Below are 18,447 nucleotides of genomic sequence, written 5' to 3'. Positions count from 1 at the left end.
TTGATTAAAAAAGGTTTTACTTTAATTGAAGTATTACTTGGTATTTTTATAATTACTATTTTAATTCCAGCATTTATTGATGTTGATAAAGTAAATATATTTATGGCCAAAGAGAGTGAAAATAGTTATAAAATGTTTTTAATTGCGTCATCTATCTGTGAATTATATAAAAATAGTAGCTACTATTATGAAGAATTAAGCTGTCAAATTTACCTTAATTCTTCAAATGAACTAGATCAAAGCATAGAAATGAGTTTAGATAAATTAAGGGATGACACAAATAAAAGATATAAAGCCAGTTTGAATTTTAAATTACAGGATACAGGACTTTATAAATTAAAGATAGAAGTTGAGGATTTATTACAGGGTGAAAAAATAAGTTTAAGCTGTTATAAATAGGTGAGAGGATGATTAAAAAGGGTTACACATTAATTGAGGTAATGGTTTCTCTTTTTATTTTTTTTATAATTATTTCACTAACTTTAGAATTTATAAGCTATAGTATGGGTTTAAATATGGATTTAAAGGGTAGAAGTAGTGATTTGATAAATGCGACCATTGCTATTGATTTTATTCAAGATAAGATAAGAACAGGAAATATTGAACCTATAAATAATTATAACAAAGATAGATTAGAGATACTAAAAACATTTGATGGAAGTATACTTTATTTAAAAAATGGTATTTTAAGATATTCAACAGATTCACAGCAAATAACACCAAATATTGATTATGTCTTTGTTGAAAAGATTTCTAACAATTTATTTAAAATAAGCGTAACTACAAGTATGGGTAAAAATTACATATGCTATGTTGGTGGTGGATTGTGATAAAACATAGGGGTAATGTAGCGTTATTTTATATTGTTTTAATTTTTTTATTTGTTGTTGTTATATCATATACTTCTATGATTTTATTAAGTTCAAACAAGATCATAAAAAGTACTGTAGCCTCAGAACAGGCATATAACAATGCACAAGCAGGGTGGATTTATGTATATAGAAATATAATTCAAAAAGAGGGGTCAAATGCACAAGATAGAAAGGTTGTACTTAATTTTGATAATATAAATAAAGTAGAAATTGTTTTTAAAAATAGAAAGTATGAAAAGAAATTTTTAATAACAATAACAGGCAGAAGTGGAGCTTATGTGAAATCAATCTATAAAGAAATATCCTATAGATAGGGTGTTTGTATGGGTGGAGCAGCATTAAAATGTATAATAGGTAAAAACTATTATGAGTTTGTTATAATTCAAAACAGAAAAATTTTGTTATTTGGCAGGCAAGAAGATTTAAGTTTAAGTAGTTATGCAGAAACAGTTAGGTTGTTAATTGCATTAACAAAAGAAAAAAGAATTAATGTTATTGAAACAAACATAGGATTGTATGATGATATAGAATATCAAAAAATAATAGAAATCCCAATAATGAACTATGAAAGTACATATAAGTCAGTTGAATGGGAAATAAATAGGACATATCTAGATAAATCAAAATATTATTTTTCCTTTGAGAAGGTATATAAAAACAAAAAAACAAATGGAATATATTTAGCTACAATAAAGAAAAACATAATAGATGAAATTATAAACGTACTGAATGAAAACAAAATTACAATTAATTCTATTGAAACAAATACAATTTCAACTATACGAATATTAAATTCATATTATAGATTAAAACAAAAATGTATTGTTGTTAGCAAGCTTGATAAGTTTTATTTTATTTATATATATAGAGATGGTAAATGTATATGCGTCGATGAAATAAACAATAATTTAAAAGTAAAAGAACAAATTTATAATTTAATAAAACAAGAAAACTTAAATAATAACTTTTATATATATTTGGATAATTTAAATGGGAATGAAATAGGATTAGAAGAAAACTTGGTAGGAATAAATAGAAGTATGGATATAAATAAAATGAAAGTAATGTTTAGCCCACTTGGGGAAGCTTTAAAACATACTGCTTCTTTAAGCCTAATGGGATTGATGTTAAGAAGGGGATAGAATGTATAGGTTTAACTTTATACATAAAGATGACGGCAAGCAAAACAGAATTCTAATTTATTTATTTATTATTTTAAATACTATTTTATTTTTATTTCCAGCGTTAGCCTTAATAAATGTTAAATCAAAATATGAAAATAAACACCAAAACACCTACAAACAAATAGATATTAAAGTACCTCAAATGGATTTTGAAGATACAGAAGAAAATATCAAAAATTATATACAAGTGATAGATTTAATTAATAATGATTTAATGGATATAAATTCAATTGAATTTAAAGAAAATGCGATGCAAATTTTAGCAACGACAACTGATTATGAAATATTTAGAAGTTTTATTGAAAAAATAGAAGAAAATAAGTTGTTTTCTTCTATCAAATTAGTGAACGTTAAAAAAGAAGATAGTAAATATATTTTTATTATTGAATTAAGATAGGTGATATTTGTGTTAGTACTTACTAAAAGAGAAAAAATACTACTAGCTGTAAGCTTGTTTGTATTTTTTTATATGAAATTTTACTTTAAACCAATATTAACAAGTATTAAAAGGTATAATACCGAATTAGAAGAAATAAATAGAAAATATATAACATGTAATATAGTAAAAAATAATATAACTAAAAAAATTAACTTAGGTAATAAAAAGTATACAAGTATAATGGACTTGATGTATCAAATGGAGAATAAATGTAAAGTTACTATAAAAGATATTAATTTTAATGAAATTAAAAAAGATAAATTTACTTCTACTGTTATAGTTAATTTCAATGTTGAATGTGAACTTTATAATTTAAAGAATATAATAAATTATTTTTACGAATCCGATTATGCTCTGAAAGTAAAAAGTTTTAAAATAGGAAAAACAAGTAATAGCTACAATGCTAATTTTTTTATTGAATTTTATACTTCAAATGATAAACTTAAAGAAGATAATATTAATAATGTATGGAATAGGTGATAGATATGAATATTGTTTTAATTGGTATGCCTGGGTGTGGGAAGACTACTATAGGTGTTAAATTAGCGGAGAAACTAGGTATACCTTTTTTTGATACCGATATGCTTATTGAAAAAATTTATAATGAAACAATTCCTGAAATGTTTAAAAAGGGTGAAGAATATTTTAGATTAAAGGAATCACAAGTTGTAGAGTTGGTTTCAAATAAAGATTGTTGTGTTATATCTACTGGTGGAGGTGTTATTTTAAACGATAGTAATATAAAAAATTTAAAAAGGCGAGGTGTTATTTTTTTTATAAACAGAGATTTAGATGCCATAATCAAAACTATTGATACTTCGAACAGACCTTTATTAAAAGATAAAAATAAAATATTTGAATTATATCATCAAAGAATTGAATTATATCGTAAATATTGTGATTATGAAATTGAAAATATTAGTATAGACGATACAATTGATAAAATAATCAAAATATGCAAATCATATATGTAAATAGTAAAAAAGGAGGATAATATGACAGTTAAATTTGGACCTTCAGGTAACTCAAAAAGCTTTTATGATGAAGGGTTTAAATCTTCAGTTGATATGCCCAAGTGGCTTAAACAAAAAGGATTAGATGCTTATGAATATTCATTTGGTAGAGGGATAAACATTGGAGTTGAAACTGCTCAAAAAATTGGTAGAGCAGCAGCTGAAAATGGTATAGCATTATCCATACATAGTCCATATTATATAAACTTTGGTAGTAAAGATCCAGAAATAAAAGAAAAATCTATTAACTATTTAAAACAAACAATAATACTAGCAGATAAAATGCAGGCTGATAGAGTTGTTTTACATCCTGGTTCTGTAGGTAAAAACTCAAGAGATGAGGCATTTGGTAATTTGGTTATGTCTATAAAGCAAGCAATAGACCTATTAAAGGAACTAAATTTATATGGAAAGATACATATATGCCCTGAAACAATGGGAAAAAAGAACCAGTTAGGCACATTGGATGAAATTTTAGATATATGTCAAATTGATGAAACGCTTATTCCAACGATTGACTTTGGACATATTCATGCTTTAGGAAGAGGAGCAATAAATTCAAAAGAAGACTATGAGTATATATTTAATAGAGTAGAAAATGCATTAGGTAGGTTTAGACTAGATAACCTTCATTGCCATTTTAGTAGAGTTGAGTTTACAGAAGCAGGAGAAAAGAAGCATTGGACTTTTACTGATACACAATATGGACCGGAATTTGAACCTTTAGCACAAGTATTAGCAGAAAGAGAGATGTCTGTAAGGATAATTTGCGAATCAAGAGAGAATATGGCAGAAGATGCATTAAAAATGAAAAAAATATACAATGAATACATTACAAAATTAAACTAGAGTTTGCAATTTGAACAATAATCTGCTAAAATACAATTGTTATTGTATATAATGGGTGATTTTATGAAAATACTTGTAATAAATGGTCCAAATATAAACTTTTTAGGAATAAGAGAAAAAGAGATATATGGTCAAATGAGTTATGAAGAACTATGTAGTTATATAAAAAAACAGGCTGAAAATTTAAACATAGATGTTGAAATATTACATAGTAATGTGGAAGGAGAAATAATAAACATAATACAGAACAATTATGATAAAGTTGATGGTATAATTATAAATCCAGGTGCTTATACTCATTACAGCTATGCTATATATGATTGCATTAAATCAATAAACAAACCTGTTATTGAAGTGCATCTAACAAATATTTATGCTAGAGATGAGTTTAGACAAAAATCAGTTACTGCACCTGCTTGTGTAGGTGTAATCTCAGGATTTAAAGAAATAGGTTATAAATTAGCCTTAATGGCGTTAAAAGACATAGGGGGTAATACAAATGATTGAAAAAAGACTACAAAAATTTTTAGCAAAATTTGATGAATTAAATATCGATGCTGCTTTAGTTTATAAGGATGAAAACAGAAACTATCTAAGTGGTTTTACAGGAGATGACAGTTTCTTATTCATTACTAAGGAAAAGTCATATTTTATAACTGACTCAAGGTATACTGAACAAGCACAAAATGAGGTTGTTGGTTTTGAGGTACTAGAATACAAACCTCCAATACATGATTTTATTAAATCATTAGTAGAAAAACACAACGTAAAACGTTTAGGTGTTGAAGAAGACAGAATGTCTTTATCAGATTATATTACATATAAGGAAAAACTTGAAGGAGTAGAAATAGTAAAACTTGAACAAACTATAGAAAAGATAAGAATGATAAAAGACGATGAAGAAATAAAGTTAATAGAAACAGCTGCAAGCATTGCAGATAAAGCATTTGAACATATTCTTAAATTTATAAAGCCAGGAATTTCAGAAAGAGAAGTTGCACTTGAAATAGAATTCTTTATGAAGAAGATGGGTGCATCAGCACTTTCATTCCCAACAATAGTAGCTTCAGGTACAAGATCTTCTCTACCTCATGGAACTGCTTCAGATAAAATAATACAAGAAGGAGAATTTATAACATTAGATTTTGGTTGTGTATATAAGGGATATTGTTCAGACATGACAAGAACAATAGTTCTTGGAAAAGCAAATGAAAAACAAAAGGAAATTTACAACATAGTATTAGAAGCAAATGAAGCAGCTTTAAAGGCTGTTAGACCTGGAATTAGCTGTGTTGAACTTGACAAAATTGCAAGAGATATTATAGTAGAAAAAGGATATGGAGATAGATTTGGTCATGGTCTAGGCCATGGAGTAGGTAGGGAAGTACATGAGCTACCATTTGTTAATGCAAGAAGTAAGTTTAATTTAGAACCTGGAATGATTATAACAGATGAACCAGGTATTTATATACCAGGCTTTGGTGGAGTAAGAATAGAAGAATTAGTACTTGTTACAGAAGATGGATATAGGGTATTATCTAAATCACCAAAGCACCTAATAGAGCTATAGTTTAAAAAATTATAATAAATTTACTATGGAGGGATAGTTTACAATGATTACAGCAGGAGATTTCAAAAAAGGTTCAACTTTTGAGATGGATGGACAAGTTTACACAGTTATTGAATTTATGCATGTTAAACCAGGAAAAGGTGCTGCATTTGTTAGAACAAAGTTAAAGAATGTTGTAACTGGTGCTGTTATTGAAAAATCCTTCAGCCCAACAGAAAAATTCCCAGAAGCTGTTATAGAAAGAAAGGAAATGCAATACCTTTACAATGATGGAGAATTATATTACTTCATGGATACTCAAACTTATGATCAAGTTCCATTAAACTATGAAAAGGTTGAAGACGCAATAAAGTATCTAAAGGAAAACATGACAGCTATAATCAAGTTCTACAAGGGAGAAGCATTCTCAGTTGAACCACCAACATTCGTTGAACTTGAAGTAGTTGAAACTGAACCAGGTGTTAGAGGAGACACAGCAACTAACGCATTAAAGCCAGCAAAGGTTGAAACAGGTGCTACATTCATGGTACCACTATTTGTAAATCAAGGTGACGTAATTAGAATAGACACAAGAACTGGTGAATATATGTCAAGAGTATAATGCATAATAATATTAGACAGTGGCTTCGGCCACTGTTAATTAATATGTAAAGGAGGAAAAAATATGAAAAATATTAAGGAAAGGGTGGCTTATTTAAAGGGACTATCAGATGGTTTAGGAATAACACATGAAACAAAAGAAGGAAGATTACTTATAGCCATAATTGATGTTTTAGATGATATTGCAGAATCTATAGAGATCCTTGAAGAAAATCAAAATGAGTTAGATGAATATGTTGATGCAATAGATCAAGACTTAGCAGATGTGGAAGATGAAATATATGAAGATTATGATGAAGATGATGAAGAGGACTATGATGAAGATTTTGAAGATTATGAAGACTTTGACGACAATGGTTTTGTTGAGGTTGAATGTCCAAATTGCCATGAAAAAGTTTACTTAGACAAAGAAATGTTTGAAGATGAAGATGAGGATGGAGAAATAGTTTGTCCAAACTGTGATAAACCAATTTATTTTGTTGAACATTGCAACTGTGAAGATGATGACTGTGACTGTTATAAAGAATGAGGGCTAAAATTAGCCCTCTTTTTTTGTGTAATAAATAATTAATAGTTTAAATATAATTTGTATTAAGAAAGGGGGAGGATAAATGTTTACATATGATAAGGAAAAAATTAAAGAAACTTTTAAAAAGGACATATTTCCAGTTTTAACAGAAAGAATAAGAAACGCTATAAATAAAATAAACAACAATGGTTATGTTGAAATTGAAGAAATTAGACTTAGAACTAATAAACCTCTTATGGTTTATAAAAATAATGAAGGTTATTTTGTTGATGAATTTGGGAATTTAAGAAAAGATAATGGATTAATTGTTTATCAGGAGGAAATATCTAAAATTTATTTGTTAATGTGTGATTATTCCTTATATTCAATGGAGGAGGATATAAAACAGGGCTTTTTAACTATTAAAGGTGGTCATAGAGTTGGTATAGTTGGAAAAGTTGTTAGCGAAGCAGGTAAAATTAAAACAATAAAAAATATATCAAGTTTAAATATAAGAATAGCTAAGGAAGTTAAAGGATGTGCATTAGAACTAGTTAAGAATATATATTTTGATGGTGTAAAACACACACTTATAGTGTCCCCTCCAGGCTGTGGAAAGACAACTATATTAAGGGATATAGTCAGATTACTAAGTAATGGTGTTGATCAAATTAATCTTAAAGGTAAAAAGGTTGCAGTTGTTGATGAACGAAGTGAAATAGCATGTTGTTATATGGGAATACCTCAAAAGGATGTAGGAATTAGGACAGATGTTTTAGATAGCTGTCCAAAGGCAGATGGCCTCATGATGCTTGTAAGATCAATGTCACCAGATGTAATTGCAGTTGATGAAATTGGTGGAATAAAAGATGCTGATGCAATCATGGATGCTATAAATACAGGTGTAAAAATTATTTCAACTGCACATGGCAGAGACTTTGATGAGATATTAAAGCGTTCAGGAATAAGAAAACTATTAGAAAATAACTGTATAGACATAATTGTTTTTTTAAGCAATAGACATGGGCCAGGCACAGTTGAAAATATAATGAGAATAAACTAGGGGGGATTGAGATGCTTAAGATTTTAGGAGCTATGTTAATTATTATGTCAACATCTGCCATGGGATATTTATATTCCTTTGGTTATAGGGAAAGGGTTAGGCAACTTAGGGAATTACAATTTTCATTAAATAGTTTATCAAGCGAAATATTGTATGCTTCAAATCCATTATGGATAGCTTTTAGCAATGTCTCAAAAGTATGTACCTCGCCATTTAAAGAACTATTCTTAAAAATTTCAGAAAACCTAAAAAATAGATCAACAGAAACACTAGTTGAAGCTTTTAATTTAGCATATAACGAATATAAAGAAGAATTTTATTTAGAAAAAGAGGACATTGAGCTGTTAAATACTTTTATACAAGGGCTTAGTAGCAATGATACCGAAGGACATAAAAAGAATTTTAATATAGCAATTAAAAAGTTAGAGAGTATAGAAAAGGATGCAGAAGATAAAAGGCAAAAAAATGAAAAACTTTACAACTATTTAGGAGTTCTTTGTGGATTGCTCATAGTAATTTTATTAGTGTAGGGAGGTATTAAGATGCAATTAGATATTGTTCAAATATTGAAAATAGCAGTTTTTGGCATAATATTAGCAGTATTAGATAAAATTTTAGACAGTATGGGTAAAGAAGATATTGCTGCAATGGTTTCTATTATTGGTCTTGTGATGATTTTATTAATGACTATTGGGTATATGTCAAACCTTTTCAAGAGCTTAGTAACAATGTTTCATTTATAGAGGGTGAGATTAAATGGAGATAGCACAGATTGTATTAATGGCATTAGTTGTAGCAATAATTCTTACCTTGCTTAGCCAAGAAAAAAAAGAAATTGCAGTTCAGGTTAGTATACTTTTTGGTATAGTTATATTTTTTATGATGTTTACTAAATTTACAGCAGTTATTCAAGCAATGCAACAACTTGCAATTAAAGCAAATATTGACTATACATACATTAACATAGTACTTAAAATTATTGCAATATCTTATATTGCTTCCTTTGGAATTGAAATTTGTAAGGATATTGGACAATCCTCCTTGGCATCTAAAATTGAATTTGCTGGGAAAATACTTATTTTGATTTTAGCAATACCAATTATAATGGCTGTTATGGAGATGGTTTTAAAATTGTTACCGTAGGTGATAAAAATGAAAAGAAAAATATTATTGTTTATATTTATGTTATTTATATTATTTCCTTTTAATATATTAGCTCATTCTCCTTTAGATAACTCTATTGTTGATTTAAATAAGATTGATGAAGTATCTAAACAAATACAGCAGAGAAGTGAATATATACCAGATTTTAGTTTTTCAGAATTGGTAAATGAATATAAAGCAACTCATTCATTGAAGGGTGTTATAAAGAGTTTAATTGAAGGTTCTAAGAAGTATATTTTTAAAGAAGTAATAGCAAATTCGAGATTGATGATTGAGTTATTAATATTAGGTATATTTTGTGCTCTATTAAAAAATATGCAGTCCTCTTTTTCTAGTTCTTCTGTTTCAAAGATTGCCTTTTATGCATGTTATTTAGTTATTGTAGTTATTATTATTAAAGCATTTGCTTTGATTGTAGAATTAAGTAGAACTACAATTGACCAAATGATTGAATTTGTAAACTCGCTTATGCCAACGTTAATGATTTTAGTAGCTTCTGTAGGTGGATTTGCGACTGCTACCATGTTGGATCCTGCAATAATGTTTATTTCAAAGCTGTTTAGTGATGTTATAAAGGATTTTATACTTCCTCTTACTTTTTTGATTGTTATATTAAACATAGTTAACAATTTAAGTGATGAAATCAAAATTTCTAAGCTAGTAAAATTAATGGAGCAAATTACTCTTTGGGCATTAGGCTTTTTAATGACGGTATTTGTGGCTTTTATTACTATAAGGAGTAGTACATCAGCCTCTATTGATCAAGTAACGCTTAAATCAACAAAGTTTATGGTGGACACGTTTATACCAGTAGTTGGAAAGTCCTTGTCGGATGCTGTTTCAACTGTAGCAGGATACTCATTGTTGCTTAAGGATGCAATTAGTGTAGTTGGACTTGTTGTTATGCTGAGTATATGTTTATTGCCTCTTATAAAATTAGTTATACTTGCCTTAATATTCAAATTTGTTGGTGCGATTATGGAACCTATTGTTGATGGTAAAATAGTAGACTGTTTGTCGTCGGTTGGAGGATCAGTTTCTGTATTATTTGCTAGCATTTTATCTGTTGCAATAATGTTTTTTATAATAATAACAATGATTGCATCAACAGGAAGATTACTTGTTATGGTTAGGTGATGCATATGATTAATTTTTTAAAGGAATGGATAACAAATATTGTTGTTCTGATAATATTTTTATCTCTTGTAGAATTAATATTACCTGACAACTCAATGAGAAAATACGTAAGATTTGTAATAGGGATCATTGTTATAATAAACATTTTAGTTCCAGTTTTCAAATTGTTTGACAGAAGATTTAGTTTAGAGGAGTCAATATCAACTTATGAAAAAAAATATGAATCTTATTTTGAAAATAAAAATAGCTTAGATATGCAAAGCAAAATGCAGGAGGCAACAATTAATGAATTTAAGAATAATTTAAAACAAAATATTGAAAAGGATATATTAAAAAATACTGGCAAAAAAGTCTTAGTAGTCCGTTTGGAAGTAAACGAAAAATTTGGAGCAGATGATTTTGGGAAAATAAAGTACATAGAAGTTAAAAAGGAACAGTCATCAGAAATACAACCTGTTGAGAAAATAATAATTGGAAGTAACAATTCAAACACTGTACATGTTAATAAGGATAAGGAAATATTAAACTATATTTCAAAAACCTATGGAATATCTGAAGAAAATATAGCATTTGTAAAGTGAGGGGATGGGTATGAAATTTATAGGTATGATAAAACTAAATGGAAAAAATGTAAAGAAATATATGACTTGGGCAGCTATAGTATTTTTTATAGGCATTTTGATATTTTTAGCCGCGGATATATTTTCAAACATATTTGGTAAGCCAAAACCTACAAGTAGGGACGTTGAACAGACGTCTTCAAAGAATGTTGAAGTTTTAGCACCCACAAGCTATGAAGACAAAATAAAAAGAGATTTAATTGACATATTATCTCAAATAAAGGGTGTTGGAAAGGTAAATGTAATGGTTTATTTTGAAGGAAGTTCGGAATCACAACCGGCTTATAATGTAAATGAAAACAATAGAGTAATACAGGAAAAGGATAGTCAAGGTGGAACTAGAACAACAAATGAGAATAACAAAAGTATAAATGTAGTTATGGTTAATGAAGGAACATCTCAAAAACCTTTTATTTTAAAACAAGTAAATCCATCAATAGGAGGTGTTATTGTAGTAGCTGAAGGTGCAGAAGATCCTCATATAAAAGAAATGATAAAGAATGCAGTAAAAACAGTTTTAAATTTACCTGCTAATAAAGTAACTGTAGAACCAATGAAAAAATAAAGAATATAACTTACAGAATTTACATATAAATTATTTAGAGATAATAAATAGGTTTGGGGGGAGTTGAATGGAACAATTCAGAAAACAAACTGCAATAATTGCCGTGTTGGTTGTACTTATTGCATGTTCAGCATGGTACGCTAAAAAGTTTAATGATCAAACAAAGGGAGTAAGCAAAATTACAGAAACAACTAAGAAGGTTAATGAAACTACTAATTATTTTGTTGAGGCTAGAAATAGCAGAGACAATCAGTTAAGTGCGCATAAGCAAGAGCTACAAAACATAATTAACAGCAAAAACTCAACAAAGCAAGCCATTGCTGAAGCTCAAGCAAAACTCATACTATTGGCTGATTGGGCAGATAAACAAGCTAGAGTTGAACAGCTAGCAAAACAAAGAGGATTTGAAGATGCAGTTTGTTTTATCAATGAAAATGGTGTTGAGCTTTGTGTAAAGAGTGCAGAAGCACTTACAAGTGAACAGGCTGCACAATTAATGGATGATGTAGTTAGAACTACAAGCATATCACCAACTAAAATTATAATTAAAACACAAAAATAATTAATTTGCATAAATAAACTATTGATTTTATTTGATATTAGTTGTACACTAATATTTGAAGTTATTTGTAAATATTTAGATGATATATATTCGGGCTTTAATGCCCGAAAATTATTACTTTTTGATAATTGTGGAGGTGTATTTAATGGCAGATAATACTATTTATACAAACGGAATTGGGGAAGTTTTAATAGCACCTGAAGTTGTGAGCATAATTGCTTCTATTGCAGCAACTGAAGTTAAGGGTGTTGCTGGAATGTATGGAGGTTTTACAGAAGAGTTTGTTGAAAAATTTGGTGTTAAGTCATCTAACAAGGGAATTAAAGTTCAAATCAATGAAGATAAGGAAGTAGTTATTGACCTTAATTTAATTATAGAATACGGAGTAAGAATACCAGATGTTGCTTTTGAAGTTCAACAAAATGTGAAAAGATCTGTTGAAACTATGACTGGCTTAAGGGTTGTAGATGTGAATATACACGTACAAGGAATCAATATGCCAAAGGAAAGCAAGGAAGAAGAAAAAAGAAACAAATAGGTTAAAAGGGGCTCATATTAATGCAGTTTAATTTGGCATAATATGAGCTTCAAATTTGAAAAAGAGGTGAATTTATGGAAAAGTTATTCGTATTTGTTTATATTACATGCGTAATGCTAATTTTAGGATTTTTATTGTCAGTATCTGTTGGAATATACGATTATAACAGGTTTGTAAATTTATTAGACAAAAACTATAATTCTATATATACTATATTTACAATAGTTATATTAATTATTATAAGCTTGATTTTACTAATGAGTTTATTTAAAAGAAATAAAACAAGTTATTTAATAAAATATTCACCAGATGGTGAAATAACAATTACATTTGATACGATTAAATCAATAGTCTATAAAGCTTCACAACAAATAAGAGGACTAAAAGATGTTAAAGTTTTTATAAAACCAAAAGGAGAAAAAGTTTGTGTATTAATAAGAGGGACAATTTTGCCTGAGTTAAATGTTCCACAGACAGTAAATGAACTTCAAAAATTGGTTAAAGAGAAGATAGAAACTTACATAGAAATCCCTGTTGAAGAAGTAAAGGTTGTAGTCGAAGATTTGGCAGCGGCTACAAGGCTTCGTTAAAGGAGCGGTGCTAAATTATGAATAAAGAAGTAATTTTTGAATTTTTGGCAAAAAATAAAGGTAAGGTAGCAGGAGTTTTTCTAGGACTAATCTTTTCAATTTTAGTGCTTGTTGTAGGTTTTTTTAAAACAATATTTATTATATTTTGCAGTATGACTGGATTTTATTTGGGCAGTAGGGTGGATAATAAAGAAGATATTTTAGACATAATACAAAAATTAATACCAAATGAATGGAAGTAATGGAGGAATGGATATGAGTAGAAAAGCAGCAAGAGAATTAGTTATGAAACTTGTGTTCCAAATGGAAATGACAAAGGAATCAGCAAAGGATATACTAAGTAAATTAAATGATATGGCAGAATATAAAAATTTAGAAGACCAATTAGAGTACATAACAGACTGTGTTGAAGGGGTAGAAAAGAACATACAAAAGCTTGATGAATACATTGAAAAGTATTCAAGAGGATGGAAGATTAATAGAATTGCCAAGGTTGATTTGGCAATAATGAGACTGGCTATATATGAAATGTTATATAGACAGGATGTCCCAAATGCAGGGGCAATAGATGAAGCTGTTGAACTAGCTAAAAAATATGGAGGAGAAAATTCGCCAGCTTTTATAAATGGTATATTGGGTAATGTAATCAAGGAGATTGGAAATGAGTAAAGTTCTTGGATTTGATACAAGCAATTATACGACATCTGTAGCAGTGGTAGAAAATAATACAGTAATATATGAAAAAAGAAAGATATTAGATGTTGAATTAGGGAAAAGGGGCTTAAGACAATCGGAAGCCCTTTTTCAACATATAAAGAATATACCAAATTTATTAGATGAGAAATTTTTAATTAATATAGATGCGGTGTGTGTGAGTACACGACCAAGACCTTATGAAGATTCATATATGCCTGTATTTAAAGCTGGTGAATCAATAGCTAAATCTATTGCCAAAACTTTAAATATTCCTTTATTTGAAACAACTCATCAAGAAGGACATATAGAAGCTGCTAAATTTTCTATAGGATTTAATGAAGATGAATTTATTGCTATTCATTTATCAGGGGGAACTTCTGAGGTATTGTTGTGTAGAGGTAAGGATGAACTTGAGATTAATTTGATTGGAGGAACAAGGGATATTAGTATGGGGCAATTCTTGGATAGAATAGGGGTTGCCCTTGGATATAGTTTCCCATCAGGAAAATTTGTAGATGAACTCGCTTTAAATACAGAAAAAACGGATATAGTAATCCCATCTAAAGTGGATGGATTATTTTTTAATTTATCAGGTCAAGAAACAAGAGCTCTAAAATACATAAACGATGGATATGATAAAAATCAAATTGCATTAGCTTCTATGAAATGTCTTATAAAAACTTTAGATAAGCTATTTAACAATATTTTTAGTAAATATAATAAAAAAATATTACTATTTGGTGGAGTAGCTTCTAGTAAATATATTAAAAAACATATTAATTTTAATTATAGTGGAAGGGTATATATAGCTGATGCAAGTTATGCATCAGATAATGCTATCGGGGTTGCTTTAATCGGATATAGAAGGTTAAAAAATAGGAGAGATTATCATGAGTAAAAATGCTTTAACTGTATCAGAGTTAAATCTTTACATAAAAGAATTAATTGAGGGAACTTCTGAATTAAATAATATAGTTGTAAAGGGTGAAATATCAAATTTTAAACACCATAGCTCAGGACATATGTATTTTACTTTAAAGGATAATGAGAGCAAAATTAAATGTGTAATGTTTAAAGGTTATAATAGTTATTTAAAAATAAAGCTTGAAGATGGGATGAAGGTTTTAGCTAAGGGATATGTTTCTGTTTATGAGAGAGATGGTGTTTATCAGCTATATTGTACAGATATAAAAAAGGATGGACTAGGCGATTTATATCTAGCCTATGAGGAATTGAAGAAGAAATTAGAAGCTGAAGGACTATTTGATGAAAGGCACAAAAAGAAATTGCCTATGTTACCTAGAAGAATTGGTGTAGCAACATCAAGTACTGGCGCTGTTATAAGAGATATTATAAACGTTTCAACTAGAAGGTTTTATAATGTAGATATACTTTTGTATCCTGTAAAAGTTCAGGGGGAAGGGGCAGCACAGACAATAGTGGAGGCAATAGAATATTTTAATACTAGAAATGATATTGATGTTATTATAATTGGTAGAGGTGGAGGTTCTATTGAGGAACTATGGGCTTTTAATGAAGAAATAGTCGCAAGGGCAATTTATAATAGTAAAATTCCAGTTGTATCTGCTGTTGGACATGAAACTGACTTTACTATAGCAGATTTTGTTGCTGATGTTAGAGCATCAACACCTTCACATGCAGCAGAAATTGTTGTACCTTCATATTCAGAATTGGTATATAAAATAAACACATTAAAAAATACATTATTTAGTAATGTTAATAATAGACTGAAGAGAGATAAGATTTATGTTGAAAATCTGAGGTCAAAAGTAAAGCTGTACTCACCTCAAAATAGAATAAATGTTAATTATCAATATTTAGATAATTTAAGAGAAAAGCTTATTAATAGTGTAAGTAATAAATTTATTAATAAAAGGCATAATTTGATGTTAATTATACAAAAGCTTGATGGCTTAAGTCCTCTAAAATCAATAAGTAGAGGATTTGCAGCAGTTGTTAAGGAGGAAAAATTAATAAAGAGTATCCAACAGCTAAATAAAGATGATATAATAGAAGTATATTTTTCAGATGGTAAAGCAATATGTACTATTAATGAAAAATCGGAGGTTAAGTTATGGCAAGAATGAAAAAGAATGATTTAACATTTGAAGAGGCGATCAAGAGGCTTGAAGAAATTGTATATGAGATAGAAGATAAAAATTTATCTCTTGAAGAAACAATAAGCAAGTTTAAAGAAGGAATGGAATTAGCAAATCTTTGCAATAAAAAACTGGATGAAGCAGAAAGAAGGATTAACGTATTGCTTAATGGAGATAATGGAGAGCTTATAGAAGAAAAATTTACCGTTGAGGTGGAAACTGATGAATTTTAATCAAATGCTTTTACAAAAGCAATCAATAGTAAACAAGAGATTAAATGAACTGTTAGATATAAGTGGTATACCAGAAGTTTTACATAATTCAATAAAATATAGCGTAGAAGCAGGTGGAAAAAGAATAAGACCTATTCTAACTATTAGTATAACAGAGGCATTAGATGGAAATATATTAGATGCATTAGACTTTGGTTGTGCTATTGAATTAATACATACATATTCTTTAATACATGACGATTTGCCAGCTATGGATAATGATGATTTTAGAAGAGGGAAACCAACAAATCATAAGGTTTTTGGTGAGGCAATTGCAATATTGGCAGGAGATGCATTACTTAACTTTGCAATAGAAATACTTTCTCAAAAAGCTATTAATAACAATAATTTAAATTACATAAAAGCAATAAATGAGATTTTTAAAGCATCAGGTGCAAGAGGAATGATAGCAGGACAGACTATCGATATTACAAGTGAAAACAGAATCTTATCATTAGATGAGCTATATAAAATGCATTCTTTAAAGACAGGGGCTATAATAGAAGCATCTTGTACTGTTGCTGCATATATTTCAGGAAGAGAAGATAGATTAGAGGAAATCAAGCAATTTAGTCAACATTTAGGAATAGCTTTTCAAATAGTGGATGATATATTAGACTTCGTTGGAGACGAGAAGAAGCTTGGCAAAACTGTTGGTAAAGATTTAAAATCAAATAAAGCAACCTTTGTAACAATATTAGGCCTAGATGAAGCAAAAATGAAGGCTCAAGAACATACAAAAAAGGCTATTGAAATAGCAAATGGATTAGATAAAACTGGATTTTTATCTAAACTAACTGAGTACTTACTTGTTCGTGAAAATTGATATTTTATCTGCCAAAGTTGTATAAAAAATATTATTGTATATACTAAATAATTATGATACAATAACATTCTGCTTAGGGTGGTGCAGTATTCTAGTCAGCTTAGTCCATTCTGAAGGCGGGGCTAAAAATCCGCCAAAGGGCACATCGATGAAGTTCCTTGTGCTGGCTCGCTACGCCCAGTGGTGGGTTGGTACTGGGAGTAAGGGGGATGGGGCGACCGCAAAGGCATGCGTAATCGACCCTACCCCCGCGGAGACCCTAACTTGTGGAGCCTCAAGGTTCTATGATTAGGGATTAAACCTGCATCGTGGTGGAAGCTGCGTGCAGTGTAGCCTGCCTTGAGCGAGTGTGGTGGAGGGTAGATCAGACTCAATGGTGAAGGGCCCTCACTATTGGGTTATTGCTACAGGAAACCACATTTGCAAAAGAGGCTAGGAATGGACGATGCTGTTGAGGAAAACTCCTAGACTGTTCCAAATGGAGGCAGAAGAGGGATTGCAGTGTGGACTAAGTGGTAATCCAGCCCCATATACGGCAACGATATGGGTTTTTGGTTAAAGGGAAACCACCAGAACGGCGACGTTCTGGTCCGAAAACGGGAAATCCTGCTGGACCTAAGCCGCAAACTTAACCTCTTCTGTTACCACCCTATGTACATAAAAGGTGGTAATATGTCAAAGGAAAATAAGAAAATAAAATTGTATAAAAAGAAATCGAATGATAAAAATACTAATTATAAATGGATAATGTTAATTACATTATGGACATTTTTAATATCAGGCAGTATAGGATTTATTTCTAATTTTCTACTAAGTGGTGTAGGAATTTTTTTTGCATTTTTTATTTTAATTACAATAATTATTATAGGCATTATTTTTGATATAATAGGTGTTGCGGTTACTGCAGCAGATGAAGTACCCTTTCATTCACTCGCATCAAGAAAGGTTACAGGTGCCAAAACTGCTGTTAAATTGATTAGAAACGCTGATAAGGTTTCTAACTTTTGTAATGATGTTATCGGAGATATTTGTGGCGTATTAAGTGGTGCTGCAGGTGGAATTATTATATCAAAATTAATGTCTAGTGGATATTTTAAAAATCAAACGTTATTAGCTTTAGTTATAAGTGCAATGATTGCTTCGCTAACTGTTGGTGGTAAAGCATTGGGTAAAAATTTTGCGATGACTCAAAGTAACAATATTGTATATAATACTGCTTGGATTATAGAAAAAATAAAAGTAAAAAGAAAATAGGGTGA

29 protein-coding genes are annotated in these 18,447 nt (G+C 29.3%); all 29 read left to right on the top strand.

The window, feature by feature from the left end; all coding sequences use genetic code 11:
* The 29 genes from TCEL_RS05890 to TCEL_RS05750 all read left to right on the top strand — a co-directional run bounded on the left by TCEL_RS05890 (position 1) and on the right by TCEL_RS05750 (position 18,442).
* Positions 1 to 399, top strand: coding sequence for a type II secretion system protein (locus tag TCEL_RS05890; protein WP_018662118.1), 399 nt, complete (start codon positions 1 to 3; stop codon positions 397 to 399).
* An 8-nt stretch (positions 400 to 407) separates the two neighbouring features.
* Entirely contained in the window at positions 408 to 830 is a 423-nt protein-coding gene (locus TCEL_RS05885) for a PulJ/GspJ family protein (protein ID WP_018662116.1), read from the top strand.
* Positions 827 to 1,186 (top strand): hypothetical protein, encoded by a 360-nt coding sequence (locus TCEL_RS05880; RefSeq protein ID WP_018662113.1) that lies wholly within the window; start codon positions 827 to 829, stop codon positions 1,184 to 1,186. The genes TCEL_RS05885 and TCEL_RS05880 overlap by 4 nt, the downstream gene beginning before the upstream one ends.
* Positions 1,187 to 1,195: 9 nt before the next feature.
* On the top strand, positions 1,196 to 2,014 hold the full coding sequence (locus tag TCEL_RS05875) for a hypothetical protein (protein WP_018662111.1): 819 nt from the start codon (positions 1,196 to 1,198) through the stop codon (positions 2,012 to 2,014).
* 1 nt (position 2,015) lies between these two features.
* Complete coding sequence (locus TCEL_RS05870) at positions 2,016 to 2,453, top strand: hypothetical protein (RefSeq protein ID WP_018662109.1); 438 nt, start codon at positions 2,016 to 2,018, stop codon at positions 2,451 to 2,453.
* 9 nt (positions 2,454 to 2,462) lie between these two features.
* A complete protein-coding gene (locus TCEL_RS13825; protein WP_018662107.1) occupies positions 2,463 to 2,975 on the top strand; it encodes a hypothetical protein in 513 nt (170 codons plus the stop codon).
* Positions 2,976 to 2,980: 5 nt separating this feature from the next.
* A complete protein-coding gene (locus tag TCEL_RS05860; protein ID WP_018662105.1) occupies positions 2,981 to 3,469 on the top strand; it encodes a shikimate kinase in 489 nt (162 codons plus the stop codon).
* 21 nt (positions 3,470 to 3,490) lie between these two features.
* Positions 3,491 to 4,357: a TIM barrel protein gene (locus TCEL_RS05855; protein ID WP_018662102.1), complete on the top strand. Its 867-nt coding sequence runs from the start codon at positions 3,491 to 3,493 to the stop codon at positions 4,355 to 4,357.
* A 63-nt stretch (positions 4,358 to 4,420) separates the two neighbouring features.
* Complete coding sequence (gene aroQ / locus TCEL_RS05850; protein ID WP_018662101.1) at positions 4,421 to 4,864, top strand: type II 3-dehydroquinate dehydratase; 444 nt, start codon at positions 4,421 to 4,423, stop codon at positions 4,862 to 4,864.
* The gene (locus tag TCEL_RS05845) at positions 4,857 to 5,927 is read left to right on the top strand and encodes a M24 family metallopeptidase (RefSeq protein ID WP_018662100.1); all 1,071 of its coding nucleotides are present in this window, start codon (positions 4,857 to 4,859) and stop codon (positions 5,925 to 5,927) included. Before aroQ ends, TCEL_RS05845 begins: the two co-directional genes overlap by 8 nt.
* A gap of 43 nt (positions 5,928 to 5,970) precedes the next feature.
* The gene (gene efp / locus TCEL_RS05840) at positions 5,971 to 6,528 is read left to right on the top strand and encodes an elongation factor P (RefSeq protein WP_018662099.1); all 558 of its coding nucleotides are present in this window, start codon (positions 5,971 to 5,973) and stop codon (positions 6,526 to 6,528) included.
* A 63-nt stretch (positions 6,529 to 6,591) separates the two neighbouring features.
* Positions 6,592 to 7,056: a CD1247 N-terminal domain-containing protein gene (locus TCEL_RS05835; protein WP_018662098.1), complete on the top strand. Its 465-nt coding sequence runs from the start codon at positions 6,592 to 6,594 to the stop codon at positions 7,054 to 7,056.
* 82 nt (positions 7,057 to 7,138) lie between these two features.
* A complete protein-coding gene (gene spoIIIAA / locus TCEL_RS05830) occupies positions 7,139 to 8,098 on the top strand; it encodes a stage III sporulation protein AA (protein ID WP_018662095.1) in 960 nt (319 codons plus the stop codon).
* An 11-nt stretch (positions 8,099 to 8,109) separates the two neighbouring features.
* Complete coding sequence (gene spoIIIAB, locus TCEL_RS05825; RefSeq protein ID WP_018662094.1) at positions 8,110 to 8,628, top strand: stage III sporulation protein SpoIIIAB; 519 nt, start codon at positions 8,110 to 8,112, stop codon at positions 8,626 to 8,628.
* A 12-nt stretch (positions 8,629 to 8,640) separates the two neighbouring features.
* Complete coding sequence (gene spoIIIAC, locus TCEL_RS05820) at positions 8,641 to 8,841, top strand: stage III sporulation protein AC (protein WP_018662092.1); 201 nt, start codon at positions 8,641 to 8,643, stop codon at positions 8,839 to 8,841.
* Positions 8,842 to 8,854: 13 nt separating this feature from the next.
* Entirely contained in the window at positions 8,855 to 9,241 is a 387-nt protein-coding gene (gene spoIIIAD / locus TCEL_RS05815; RefSeq protein WP_018662091.1) for a stage III sporulation protein AD, read from the top strand.
* A gap of 9 nt (positions 9,242 to 9,250) precedes the next feature.
* A complete protein-coding gene (spoIIIAE, locus tag TCEL_RS05810) occupies positions 9,251 to 10,399 on the top strand; it encodes a stage III sporulation protein AE (RefSeq protein ID WP_018662089.1) in 1,149 nt (382 codons plus the stop codon).
* A gap of 5 nt (positions 10,400 to 10,404) precedes the next feature.
* Positions 10,405 to 10,980: a stage III sporulation protein AF gene (spoIIIAF, locus tag TCEL_RS12785; RefSeq protein WP_018662088.1), complete on the top strand. Its 576-nt coding sequence runs from the start codon at positions 10,405 to 10,407 to the stop codon at positions 10,978 to 10,980.
* A gap of 10 nt (positions 10,981 to 10,990) precedes the next feature.
* Positions 10,991 to 11,584: a stage III sporulation protein AG gene (gene spoIIIAG, locus TCEL_RS05800; RefSeq protein ID WP_018662087.1), complete on the top strand. Its 594-nt coding sequence runs from the start codon at positions 10,991 to 10,993 to the stop codon at positions 11,582 to 11,584.
* 67 nt (positions 11,585 to 11,651) lie between these two features.
* On the top strand, positions 11,652 to 12,146 hold the full coding sequence (locus tag TCEL_RS05795; protein WP_018662084.1) for a SpoIIIAH-like family protein: 495 nt from the start codon (positions 11,652 to 11,654) through the stop codon (positions 12,144 to 12,146).
* Between the two features lie 145 nt (positions 12,147 to 12,291).
* The gene (locus tag TCEL_RS05790; protein ID WP_018662082.1) at positions 12,292 to 12,684 is read left to right on the top strand and encodes an Asp23/Gls24 family envelope stress response protein; all 393 of its coding nucleotides are present in this window, start codon (positions 12,292 to 12,294) and stop codon (positions 12,682 to 12,684) included.
* Between the two features lie 74 nt (positions 12,685 to 12,758).
* On the top strand, positions 12,759 to 13,274 hold the full coding sequence (gene amaP / locus TCEL_RS05785; protein ID WP_018662080.1) for an alkaline shock response membrane anchor protein AmaP: 516 nt from the start codon (positions 12,759 to 12,761) through the stop codon (positions 13,272 to 13,274).
* A gap of 17 nt (positions 13,275 to 13,291) precedes the next feature.
* A complete protein-coding gene (locus TCEL_RS05780) occupies positions 13,292 to 13,516 on the top strand; it encodes a DUF2273 domain-containing protein (RefSeq protein ID WP_018662079.1) in 225 nt (74 codons plus the stop codon).
* Between the two features lie 13 nt (positions 13,517 to 13,529).
* Complete coding sequence (gene nusB / locus TCEL_RS05775) at positions 13,530 to 13,943, top strand: transcription antitermination factor NusB (RefSeq protein WP_018662077.1); 414 nt, start codon at positions 13,530 to 13,532, stop codon at positions 13,941 to 13,943.
* Positions 13,936 to 14,868 (top strand): tRNA (adenosine(37)-N6)-threonylcarbamoyltransferase complex transferase subunit TsaD, encoded by a 933-nt coding sequence (locus TCEL_RS05770; protein WP_018662076.1) that lies wholly within the window; start codon positions 13,936 to 13,938, stop codon positions 14,866 to 14,868. The genes nusB and TCEL_RS05770 overlap by 8 nt, the downstream gene beginning before the upstream one ends.
* On the top strand, positions 14,861 to 16,078 hold the full coding sequence (gene xseA / locus TCEL_RS05765; RefSeq protein ID WP_018662074.1) for an exodeoxyribonuclease VII large subunit: 1,218 nt from the start codon (positions 14,861 to 14,863) through the stop codon (positions 16,076 to 16,078). Before TCEL_RS05770 ends, xseA begins: the two co-directional genes overlap by 8 nt.
* Entirely contained in the window at positions 16,066 to 16,323 is a 258-nt protein-coding gene (gene xseB, locus TCEL_RS05760) for an exodeoxyribonuclease VII small subunit (protein ID WP_018662072.1), read from the top strand. Before xseA ends, xseB begins: the two co-directional genes overlap by 13 nt.
* Positions 16,313 to 17,188, top strand: a complete 876-nt coding sequence (locus TCEL_RS05755) for a polyprenyl synthetase family protein (RefSeq protein ID WP_018662069.1) — start codon at positions 16,313 to 16,315, stop codon at positions 17,186 to 17,188. Before xseB ends, TCEL_RS05755 begins: the two co-directional genes overlap by 11 nt.
* 672 nt (positions 17,189 to 17,860) lie before the next feature.
* Positions 17,861 to 18,442 (top strand): hypothetical protein, encoded by a 582-nt coding sequence (locus TCEL_RS05750; protein WP_018662065.1) that lies wholly within the window; start codon positions 17,861 to 17,863, stop codon positions 18,440 to 18,442.
* The last annotated feature ends 5 nt before the right edge of the window (positions 18,443 to 18,447 follow it).

It is taken from the genome of Thermobrachium celere DSM 8682 (assembly GCF_000430995.1).
Taxonomy (GTDB): domain Bacteria; phylum Bacillota; class Clostridia; order Clostridiales; family Caloramatoraceae; genus Thermobrachium; species Thermobrachium celere.
Note: the sequence above shows the minus strand (reverse complement) of the source record. Positions and strands in the feature narration are given on the sequence as shown.